The 10,223-nt window shown below is 68.7% G+C and carries 10 protein-coding genes; 7 read left to right on the top strand and 3 right to left on the bottom strand.

Going from position 1 to position 10,223, the window contains the following annotated elements; genetic code table 11:
- The coding region (locus Q4P07_RS07280; protein ID WP_303374242.1) for a copper resistance CopC family protein at window positions 1–356 on the bottom strand (356 nt) is incomplete at its 3' end.
- 93 nt (window positions 357–449) lie between these two features.
- On the opposite strand from Q4P07_RS07280, the gene Q4P07_RS07285 reads away from it, so the two are divergent.
- Genes Q4P07_RS07285 through Q4P07_RS07305 form a run of 5 tightly spaced genes read left to right on the top strand, consistent with a single transcriptional unit; the run spans window position 450 to window position 5,200 of the window.
- Window positions 450–1,106 carry a YigZ family protein gene (locus Q4P07_RS07285; RefSeq protein WP_303374243.1) on the top strand — a complete coding sequence of 219 codons (657 nt, stop codon included), beginning with the start codon at window positions 450–452 and terminating at the stop codon, window positions 1,104–1,106.
- A 31-nt stretch (window positions 1,107–1,137) separates the two neighbouring features.
- Complete coding sequence (locus tag Q4P07_RS07290) at window positions 1,138–2,412, top strand: hypothetical protein (protein WP_303374244.1); 1,275 nt, start codon at window positions 1,138–1,140, stop codon at window positions 2,410–2,412.
- Window positions 2,409–3,173: an aspartate/glutamate racemase family protein gene (locus Q4P07_RS07295; protein ID WP_303374245.1), complete on the top strand. Its 765-nt coding sequence runs from the start codon at window positions 2,409–2,411 to the stop codon at window positions 3,171–3,173. Before Q4P07_RS07290 ends, Q4P07_RS07295 begins: the two co-directional genes overlap by 4 nt.
- 57 nt (window positions 3,174–3,230) lie before the next feature.
- Window positions 3,231–4,676: a GntP family permease gene (locus Q4P07_RS07300; RefSeq protein ID WP_303374246.1), complete on the top strand. Its 1,446-nt coding sequence runs from the start codon at window positions 3,231–3,233 to the stop codon at window positions 4,674–4,676.
- Complete coding sequence (locus tag Q4P07_RS07305) at window positions 4,673–5,200, top strand: gluconokinase (RefSeq protein WP_303374247.1); 528 nt, start codon at window positions 4,673–4,675, stop codon at window positions 5,198–5,200. The genes Q4P07_RS07300 and Q4P07_RS07305 overlap by 4 nt, the downstream gene beginning before the upstream one ends.
- Before the next feature lie 26 nt (window positions 5,201–5,226).
- On the opposite strand, the gene Q4P07_RS07310 is transcribed toward Q4P07_RS07305, so the two are convergent.
- On the bottom strand, window positions 5,227–6,462 hold the full coding sequence (locus tag Q4P07_RS07310; RefSeq protein WP_303374248.1) for an amidohydrolase family protein: 1,236 nt from the start codon (window positions 6,460–6,462) through the stop codon (window positions 5,227–5,229).
- A 158-nt stretch (window positions 6,463–6,620) separates the two neighbouring features.
- Between Q4P07_RS07310 and Q4P07_RS07315 the strand changes: the two genes are divergently transcribed.
- Window positions 6,621–7,589 (top strand): ABC transporter ATP-binding protein, encoded by a 969-nt coding sequence (locus Q4P07_RS07315; protein ID WP_303374249.1) that lies wholly within the window; start codon window positions 6,621–6,623, stop codon window positions 7,587–7,589.
- Window positions 7,586–8,773: an ABC transporter permease gene (locus Q4P07_RS07320; protein WP_303374250.1), complete on the top strand. Its 1,188-nt coding sequence runs from the start codon at window positions 7,586–7,588 to the stop codon at window positions 8,771–8,773. The genes Q4P07_RS07315 and Q4P07_RS07320 overlap by 4 nt, the downstream gene beginning before the upstream one ends.
- Window positions 8,774–8,915: 142 nt before the next feature.
- On the opposite strand, the gene Q4P07_RS07325 is transcribed toward Q4P07_RS07320, so the two are convergent.
- A partial coding sequence (locus Q4P07_RS07325) for an SPFH domain-containing protein (RefSeq protein WP_303374251.1) occupies window positions 8,916–10,223 on the bottom strand: 1,308 nt, incomplete at its 5' end.

Genomic DNA, 10,223 nt, shown 5'->3' on the forward strand with positions numbered 1-10,223 from the left:
GTGACGGCGAAGACGAAAGAGCCCGAGATCGGGTGGCCGTCCTCGCTGGTGACCCGCCACAGCACCTCGTAGTCGCCCTTCGGCAGCTCAGCCAGGTCCTGGATGAGGTCGACGCCCTGCACGCGAGGATCCCCGTCGGTGAAGCTGTCCCCACCGCCGTTGGTGACCGTCACCTGCGCCCCGATGTCAGAGAGCGCCCCGGAGAAGGTGAGGGTCAGGTCCTGCGGCGCTTCCTTCAGCGAGGCGCCGTCGGTGGGTTGCGTGCCGATCAGTTGGTCGTGGGCCTGGGCCGGACCGGCCGTCAGGAAGAGCAGGACGAGGAGGGGGGCAACGATCCGAGACAGCAGGCTGACCATGCCCCCGAGTCTAGGCACGTGCTCGGGCAGCTTTTCGGGAAGTCTGAGCGGCCTCCACCTCCCACCTGATCACTGTCAAGCCATACTCGGCAGATGGCCGACCCGCTCACCTATCGCACCCTGGCTGGCCCGGTGGTCGCTTCGATCGAGGAGAGACGGTCGATCTTTCTGTGCTGGCTGCGCCGTGCCGAGGACGAGCCCACCGCACGCGCGATCGTGGAAGAGGCGCGCGAGACTCACTGGGACGCGCGCCATCATTGCTCGGCGTTCGTGCTCGGTGCCGACGGCGCCACGGTGCGCAGCAACGACGACGGCGAGCCCGCCGGCACGGCCGGTGCGCCGATGCTCGAGGCGCTGACCCGGAGCGGCCTGACCGAGGTGGTCGCGGTCGTCACGCGATGGTTCGGCGGCACGCTCCTGGGCACCGGTGGCCTGGCCAGGGCCTATGCCGACGCCGTCCGAGCAGCCCTCGACGAAGCGCTGGTCACAGGCCTGGTCCTGACCCGTGAGCGGGTGCGTGCGGTCGACGTGCGTGTCGGTCACGACCTGGCGGGTCGGCTCGAGCACGATCTCCGCGCGCGCGGCGTGGGGATAGACGGGGTGCGGTATGCCGAGCAGGTCACCCTGCGCATCCAGTGGCCGCTCTCTCGCGCCGGCGCGCTGGAGGACCTCCTGGCCGAGCTCACCTCGGGGCAGGCGCACGTCATACCAGGCACCGAATCTGAAGACTGGCTGGATCTGCCACAGTGATTCACCAGCCCAGACTGATAATTTCGACGCTATGCCCCTGAGTCCGTCCGCGGTCCCGTCTGCCTCCACGGTCCCCTTCGTGCCGGTGGTCGTGGGCGGTGACCTGCCTACCTACACTCTGGCCCGCGCCTTCCACGCCGAGCTCGGGGTCCGGACCACGGTCATCACCCGCGCCATCCCGTCGGCGGTGCGCGGCTCGGCGATCATCGACAACCGCACCTGCGCGCAGATGGATGACGAGGACGTGCTCGTCGACTTCCTGCACGACCTCGCTGACCAGCACCCCGGCCACATACTGCTGCTGCTGGGGACCATGGACCTGTGGATCGAGCGGCTAACGGTCATGAAGGCGCGCCTGGACGAGCGGATCGTGGTGCCCTACCCGGACGCGCCGCTCATCGAGGCGATGAACGACAAGCAGCACTTCGCCGAGCTCTGCGAGGAGCTGGACGTGGCGCACCCGCGCACGCGGATCGTCGAGGCGGACGTCTCGAGCAAGAGCGTCGCCGAGCTGCTCGACGGGCTCACCTGGCCGCTGGTCATCAAGCCGGCCGACCCCCCGGCCTTCCACGCCCTCATCTATCCAGGCAAGCAGAAGGTTGGCTTTGCCGATGACCTGACTGAGCTCCTCGGGCTGCGCCGGGTGATGATCGAGGCGGGCTATTCGGGGGCGCTGGTCGTGCAGGAGCGGATCCCCGGCGGCGACGAGCAGATGCGGGTGCTGACGACCTACAGCGATCGAGAGGGTGCGCTGCGGTGGGGCAGGACCGGCCACGTCCTCCTGGAGGACCACGACCCGGCGTGGATCGGCAACCCGCTGGCGATCATCCACGGGGTCAGCCAGACGGCGCTGGGTGAGGCCGGCCGTCTGCTTGAGCACGTCGGCTGGACGGGCTATGCCAACTTCGACCTCAAGGTTGATCCGCGCGATGGGCGGGAGTACTTCTTCGAGCTCAATCCCCGGCTCGGGCGCTCGCACGGCTATCTCCAGGTGGCCGGGCATCCCTTCCTCACCCCCTATGTCAGGGAGTATGTCGAGGGTCGCGATCCCTTCGATGCGGTGGACATGGGTGCCGAGAGTGACGACTGGCTCTATGCCGTCGCGCCGGTCCCGCTCCTGACGCGCTATGTCACCGACCCGGACACCCGCGGGCGCCTGGCCGCCATCAGGCGGCGAGGCCGGGTGATGCGCCCCTTCGTGTATGCCGCCGACCGCGGGTGGGAGCGCTCCTTGGCACAGATCAAGAGTGATGCGCTGTTCACTCGCAACTTCGCGCGCAACTACCGCAAACCGGTGACGACGTGAGTGCGCCGCCGGAGCAGCAGCCCGAGCGCCTCCTGCCCGACACCTGGCGGCGACCCGTCCTTGGGGTGCTCGGCGGCATGGGGCCGGCGGCCACCGTGTCCTTCCTCGACGCGCTCGTGCGCGCGACCCCGGCCGCCGTCGATCAGGAGCACATCGACGTGGTGGTCCTCAGTCACGCGAGCGTGCCGGATCGCACCGCGCGACTGCTGGACCCCACCCTGGCCGACCCCACCGACTACCTCCTGCGTGACCTGGAGCTGCTGGCCCGTCTGGGCGTCGACGGTGCCGTGATCGCCTGCAACACCTCCCATGCCTTCCTGGCCGGTCTCGAGCTGCCGCTTCCGCTCCTGAGCATCATCGAGGTCGGTGCGCAGGCTGCGGTGGCCGCCGCTCGTGCCGCTGACCCCAGCCATCCCGTCGTGACCGTGCTGGCGACCGACGGCACTTTGCTGAGCAGCGTCTACCAGGATGCGATCACCCGGCGGGGCGTCGAGGTCCGGCTCCCCGACGAGGCTGGCCAGCGGCGCGTCATGAGCCTGATCTACGACGGGGTCAAGGCTGGGGTGGACGTGCCCACCGACGACTTCTTCGCGCACGTTCAAGAGCTCCGCCGCGGCGACGACGCCGTGCTGCTGGGCTGCACCGAGCTTTCGGTGCTGTCTGAGCAGGCACTGCTCGAGCACCGATCCCTGCCCCCGCACGTCCTGGATGCGCAGGCTGCGCTCGTCGAGCGGGTCGTGCAGGACTTCTCCATCGGCTAGCCCTCCGGCGAGAGTCATTACGGTTACGGTGGTCCCACACGACCGCCGACACGGGAGATGACGATGGATCCAATGACACCGGTTCACTCAGCCGGGACCCTGCTCACCATCGCGGCGGTCGCCGTTGCGGTCTTGCTGTTTCTGATCATCAAGCTACGGATGCACGCCTTCATCGCGCTCGTCCTGATCAGCCTGCTGACCGCGATCGCCGCCGGCATCCCGATGATCGACGTCGCCAAAGTGGCTATCAGCTTCTTCAGCAGCACCCTAGGATCGGTCGCGCTGCTGGTCGGTCTCGGCGCCATGATCGGCCGGCTGCTGGAGGTCACCGGTGGGGCGCAGGTCCTTGCCGACACCCTGATCAACCGCTTTGGTGAGCAACGGGCGAGCCTGGCCCTTGGTGTCGCCGCGCTCCTGTTTGGTCTGCCGATCTTCTTCGACGCCGGCTTGATCGTCTTCCTGCCGATCATCTTCTCGGTGGCCCGGCGCTTCGGCGGCTCGATCCTGCTCTATGCCCTCCCGGCCGCGGGAGCGTTCGCGGCGATGCACGCGATCGTGCCCCCGCACCCTGGCCCGGTCACCGCAGCCACGGAGCTGGGTGGCTCGATCGGCCTGGCCACCCTGATCGGGATCCCGGTCGCCTTCGTCTCGTGGTACATCGGGGTCTACCTGTTCACCAAGTTCTACGCAGGCAAAGTCTTCGTGCCGATCAACGACTCGATCCTCAGTGGCCAGCTCTCTGGCGAGCCCAGCGACCTGGACGACGGCGTCGAGGACACCAAGGCCCAGGTGCTCCTCAAGGAGCGCACCACGACCGCGCCGCGCTTCGGCTCCGTGCTCGGTATCCTCCTGATGCCCGTGGTGCTCATCGCCTTCAACACCGTGATCGACACCCTGCGCAAGGCCAAGGTGGCCCCCGAGGACAACGGCGTCCTCGACTTCTTGGTCTTCATCGGGCAGACCCCGGTGGCGCTGCTGATCACCCTGCTGGTCGCCACCTACACCCTGGGCCGCAAGGGCAACTCGCTGGCCACGCTGGAGACGATCCTCAACGACGCCCTCGCCCCGATCTGCGCGATCATCCTCATCACCGGCGCCGGTGGGATGTTTGGTGGGGTCCTGCGTTACTCCGGCATCGGCACGGCCCTCTCGGAGTCCCTGGACTCGATGGGTATGCCGTTGATCGTCGCCGCGTTCGTCATCGCCGCCGCGCTGCGGGTGGCGCAGGGGTCAGCGACGGTGTCGCTGGTCACCACCGCCGGCCTGCTGTCGGCGGGGGTGGCTGCGCAGGACCTGTCTGACCTGAAGATCGCCTGCCTCGTCCTGGCCATCGCGGCCGGCGCGACGGTGCTGTCCCACGTCAACGACTCCGGCTTCTGGCTGGTCAGCAAGTTCTTCGGGATGGATGTCAAGACAACGCTGCGGACCTGGACCGTGATGGAGACGACCCTGGGCCTGACCGTCTTCCTCATCGCGCTCCTGCTGTGGACCGTGGTGCCGTGAGCCCGCTGTCCGAGCGGCTCGGGGACCACCCGCTCCACCTGGTCCTGATGGGCGTCTCGGGGACCGGGAAGACCACGATCGCCGACGCGCTGGTGTCCGTGCTGGGCTGGCCATTCGCGGAGGGAGACAGCTTTCACCCGCCGGCCAACATCGCCAAGATGTCCAGCGGGCACCCGCTGGTGGATGAGGACCGGTGGCCCTGGCTGCAGAGCCTGAGCGGGTGGACTTTAACGCAGGAGGAGCTGGGGCAGGACACCATCCTGACCTGCTCGGCGCTGAAGTTCTCCTACCGCGAGGTGCTCCGGGGCGGGGGACCGGGGACCTACTTCGTTCACCTCGAGGGTGACAAGGGGTTGCTGCTGGAGCGGATGGGAAGCCGTGAGCACTTCATGCCGCCGGAGTTGCTGGAGTCCCAGCTGGACACCCTCGAGCCGCTGCGAGCGGACGAGCGGGGCATGCGGGTCGACATCGCTAACCCGCCGGCCCGGATCGCCCGAATGGTGATGGCCCAGCTCGACCTCTAGCCCGCGGGCGCAAGGGCCGCCTCGACCTAGACGACCTCGAGCTGGTCAGCGACCACTCGCCCTCGGTGTAGGACGGTGCGGTCGGGCAGCCGGTCCATGACCGCCGCGGTCGGGGTCTCGCCGGCGAGGAGGAGCAGGTCGGCCCGGTCGCCCACTGCCAGCCCAAGCCGATCGCCCACGCTGCTCACCCGGGGCAGCGTCCGGTCCATGATGCTGGCGCCGCCGGAGGTCGCCACGGACAGCGCGTGCTCCACCAGGTCATCGCGCCGGAATCCGTGCGTGAAGGCCAGCTGCCAGGTCCGATCGAGCATGTCAGCGTTGCCGTAGGGCGACCAATAGTCCCGCTGCCCGTCCTGGCCTAGCCCCACGCGCACGCCGTGCTCGGCCATCAGCTCCAGCGGGAGCCGCTGCTGACCTCCCGGCGCGATTGTCGCGGTCGCCACGTCGGCGTCAGCCATCCGCTCCACCAGCGCGCGCGTCTGGCCCTCCGTGCCGTCCCACAAGCCGTAGCCGTGCGAGATCAGCACCTGGCCCTGCATGCCGAGGGCGACGGTCCGCTCCAGGATGAGGTCTGCCGAGAACCGGCCCAGGTCGCCCGGCTCATGCAGGTGGATGTCGACGGGCACGCCATACTGCTCGGCGAGCCCGAAGACGATGTCCAGGTGCGCGACCGGGTCGCGGTCCAGCGTGCACGGGTCGATGCCCCCGACGACGTCCGCCCCCGCCCGCAGCGCGTCCTCGAGCACCCTGGCAGAGCCGTCCTCACGCAGCAGGCCAGCCTGGGGGAAGGCGATGACCTGCACCTCACAGCGCGCCCGGTGGCTCTCTCGCGCGGCGAGCACCGCTTCGAGCCGCTCCAGCCCTGCGTCCGTGTCGACCTGCGCGAAGGACCGCACTCGGGTCGTGCCGCGCGCGATCTCCAGCTCCAGGGTGTGCGCGACCCGCTCGACGAGCCCGATCTCGGCCTCGCGCCAGTGCGCACGATCGTTGAGCATCATCGCCCACACTCCCGGCGCGCCGGTGTGCGGCCGGAAGGGCAGGCCGAGCCGGGTCGAGTCCAGGTGGACATGGACATCAGCGAAGGCTGGGAGCAGGAGGCGGCCGCGCCCCTCCACGTCGCCCTGCTCGGACACCGGGTCGTTGGCAGACTCCTCGCCCTCGGGTCCGGCACGCTCGGCAGAGCGGATCTCGGCGATGCTCTCGCCTTCGATCCGGACGTCGGACAACTCCTCGCCCCAAGGGCGGCACTGGCGGATCCACATGGGTTCCACTCTAGGCGCCGGCCCTGTTACGGGCTCCGACCCTTCCGCTCGCTACTGCCTGACCTTGAATGCTGACACGGCGCACCTGGGTGTGATGGAGTGGCTTGGGATCCGCCCGAGGTCGAGGACGGGCAACCCTCCAGACCTGGGAAGCCGCGATGCCAGCACTTGAATTCTTGCACCTGGAAAAGGCCTACGGCACCGTGCGCGCCTTGCGCAACACGACGTTTTCGGTGCGCTCCGGAGAGATCTTCGGTTTCGTCGGTTCGAATGGCGCCGGCAAGACCACGACGATGCGGATAGCCCTCGGGGTCCTGGCCGCCGACCGAGGTGAAGTGCGGTGGGACGGTCGGCCACTGGACCTGGCCGTGCGGCGCCGCATCGGCTATATGCCCGAGGAACGCGGCCTCTACCCCCGGATGAAGGTCGCCAGACAACTCGCCTATCTGGCCCGGCTGCACGGCATGGACCCCGCGGATGCGCAGCGCTCGGCTGATCGCTGGACCGAGGTGCTCGGCGTCGCGGAACGCCGCGACGACGAGGTGCAGAAACTCTCTCTCGGCAACCAGCAGCGGGTGCAGCTCGCCGCCGCCCTCGTCTACGACCCCGACATCCTGATCCTCGACGAGCCGTTCTCCGGCCTGGACCCGGTCGCCGTCGACGTGATGAGTGCGGTGCTGCGCGAGCGCGCCGCGGCGGGGGTGCCGGTCGTCTTCTCTTCCCACCAGCTCGACCTCGTCGAGCGCCTCTGCGACAACGTGGGCATCATCAAGGAAGGCAGCATGGTCGCCGTGGGGTCGATCGCCGCGCTGCGAACCCTCGAGAAGCCCCGTTGGCGGATCGAGGGCCCACCCGCGCTGCTGGGCTGGGCGGAGCGGCTGGATCGGGTGGACGTGGTGAGCGCTGTCGGGGAAACCACCGTGGTGGAGGTGCATGACGCCGCCGACGGCATGGAGCAGGCAATCCTGAGAGCAGCATTGACGGCCGGCCCGGTGCGCTACTTCGGCGAGGTGCACCCGCACCTGGTCGACCTCTACCGCCATGCCGTGAGCGAGCCCGAACGAGACCACGCCCCCGATGCGACGCAGCCGCCCGGGCTCGTGGAGACCATCAAGGAGATCGCGTGAACGCCTCAACGGTGATCCGGCTCGTCGCAGGGCGCGAGATCTCCTCGCGCTTGCGGTCGCGAGGCTGGCTCCTCACTACCGGCCTGTTGCTCTTGGCCGTCATCGCCGGTGGAGTCGTGCTGAACTTTGCCCTCGGCTCCTCCTCGGCGACGCGGGTTGCGGTGACGCCGCAGACAGCGGCACTGTCCGCGCCGCTCACGGCTATCGCCAACGCCTCGAAGGTCGACACCGTGACGATGCCGGTGGCTGACGATGCGGCCGGCGAGGCAGCGGTGCGCGACGAGAAGGTCGACGCAGCCCTCACCGGCACCGAGAGCGAGTTCACCGTGGTCGTCCGGACTGAGCTGGATCCTGCGCTGGGCTCAGCCCTGTCCTTCCTCCAGCAGCAGGTGGCGCTCGCCGGTGCAGTCACCGATCTTGGCGGGGACCCTCAGGTGGTCTCGCAGCAACTCGCGTCGCAGACGCTGCAAGTCCGCGCACTCGACCCGTCGCCTGAACGCGACGGCGCCCAGATCGTCGCCGGTTATATCGCTGGCATCCTGCTGTTCATCGCCCTCCAGATCTCCGCGCAACAGGTAGCGCAGGGGGTGGTGGAGGAGAAGTCCAGCCGCGTCGTCGAGCTGTTGCTCAGCACGATCCGGCCCTGGCAGCTCATGGCCGGCAAGGTGATGGGCATCGGCGTGGTTGGTCTGCTCCAGGTCGCGACGGTAGTGGCCGGAGCGGCCGGCACTGCCCTGTCGCTCGGGCTCGTGGAGACCAGCAGCATCGACCTCGGTGCGACGATGCTGTGGGCGCTGGTCTTCTTCGTCGTCGGGTTTCTGATGTACTCGCTGGCTTTCGCCGCCCTGGCCTCGCTGGTGTCGCGCCAGGAAGACGTCGCCTCGGTGACGGCCCCGGTCATGATGGCGATGATCATCCCCTATGTCATTGCGATCAGCATCGCCCCCTGGGACCCCAACAATAGCCTGGTCGCGGTGCTCAGCTATACCCCGTTCGCGGCTCCGCTGGTGATGCCGATGCGGATCGCGCTGGGGGTTGTGGAGACCTGGCAGGTGCTCGTGTCGCTTGCTCTCTCCGTGGCGCTGATCCCTGGTCTCGTGTGGCTCGCGGCACGTATCTACTCCAATGCCGTGATGCGCACCGGCGCTCGGGTGCGGATCAAGGACGCAGTCGGCCGCAGTTGATCTCCACCCGCCGTGCGAACGGGCCCGGGAGTCTGCCTTTACGCCCTGACGGACGTTGCACGCAAGACGCCCCCCACCCGGAGGACCGGGCAGGGGGCGTCTGACTCAGCGTGCGGCGGGCGCAATGACCCAGACCCAGAGGTCAGGGCTCGCGAGGAGTCTGCCAGTCGTGCGGCTCGTTGTGCGACCAGTCGCGCGCGCGGGCACCGCTCCACCGGTCGGTGGAGGTGCGTGCCTTGGGCTCAGCCTCGGCCTCAGGTGCCTCTTCGCCGTCCGACTGCGGGGCGTCGGGGACGACCTGCTCGGGCTGCTGCAGGGGATCGAGCCCCGGCGTCTGGCTGGTGCCAGCCGCGTCACCGGACGATCCGGCATTGGTCTTGCGACCCTGGGCCTCCTGGTTGGCCGCCTTGACCTTGTCGGCCGCTGCCTGAAGGGCTCGGGCCGTGGCGTCCTCGGAGCGGGTGCGGTTGTTGCCTTCCGCATCGCGGGTCGCCTCATCGACGTCGGCCCTGGCGCGACGCAAAGCCTCGCGAGGATCCTCCAGTGTCGGGGCATCGATCTCGTAGTCGACGTGGCCAGCCTCCGGGAGCAGGCTGCCGGAGGGGCCGTCGAGCTCGGCGTAGTTATTGCCCGCACCACCGATCTGCCCACCCAATGCCTTGCCGATGCCGCCGAGGGCCGCAGTCAGCTCGGTCGGGACGACCCACATCGTGTTGGCGTCGCCCTGGGCGATCTTCGGGAGCATCTGGAGGTACTGGTAGGCCAGCAACTTGCTGTCCGGGTTGCCCTTGTGGATCGCGTCGAAGACCTGAAGGATCGCTCGAGCCTCACCTTGGGACTCCAGGATCGCGGACTGGGCGGTGCCCTCGGCGCGCAGGATCTGGGCCTGCTTCTCACCCTCGGCAGTCAGGATCTGGCTCTGCTTGACGCCCTCGGCCGTCAGGATGGTCGCGCGGCGGTCACGCTCGGCGCGCATCTGCTTCTCCATCGAGTCCTGCACGCTGGCGGGCGGGTCGATTGCCTTGAGCTCGACGCGGTTGACGCGGATGCCCCAGCGGCCGGTCGCCTCGTCGAGGACCCCTCGCAGCTGGCCGTTGATCATGTCGCGGCTGGTCAGCGTCTCCTCCAGGTCCAGCGAGCCGATGACGTTGCGCAGCGTGGTGACCGTCAGTTGCTCGATGCCCTGGATGTAGTTGGCGATCTCGTAGGTCGCGGCCCTGGGGTCGGTCGGCTGGAAGTAGATGACAGTGTCGATCGAGACCACCAGGTTGTCACTGGTGATCACGGGCTGCGGCGGGAAGCTGACGACCTGCTCGCGAAGGTCCACCACCGAACGGGGGCGGTCCACGAAAGGAATCAGGAAGTGCAGCCCGGCGTCCAGGGTGCGGTCGAACTTGCCGAGCCGCTCCACGATCACGGCCGTGGCCTGCGGGACGATCCGGATGGCCCG

The sequence above is a fragment of the Ornithinimicrobium sp. genome (assembly GCF_030537745.1).
Taxonomy (GTDB): domain Bacteria; phylum Actinomycetota; class Actinomycetes; order Actinomycetales; family Dermatophilaceae; genus Ornithinicoccus.

What these genes read in the sequence shown, in the direction of transcription:
- Q4P07_RS07285 (WP_303374243.1), top strand. Translation starts at nt 450, where the DNA reads ATGGCCGACCCGCTCACCTATCGCACCCTGGCTGGCCCGGTGGTCGCT.
- Q4P07_RS07290 (WP_303374244.1), top strand. Translation starts at nt 1,138, where the DNA reads ATGCCCCTGAGTCCGTCCGCGGTCCCGTCTGCCTCCACGGTCCCCTTC.
- Q4P07_RS07300 (WP_303374246.1), top strand. Translation starts at nt 3,231, where the DNA reads ATGACGATGGATCCAATGACACCGGTTCACTCAGCCGGGACCCTGCTC.
- Q4P07_RS07310 (WP_303374248.1), bottom strand. Translation starts at nt 6,462, where the DNA reads ATGTGGATCCGCCAGTGCCGCCCTTGGGGCGAGGAGTTGTCCGACGTC.
- Q4P07_RS07315 (WP_303374249.1), top strand. Translation starts at nt 6,621, where the DNA reads ATGCCAGCACTTGAATTCTTGCACCTGGAAAAGGCCTACGGCACCGTG.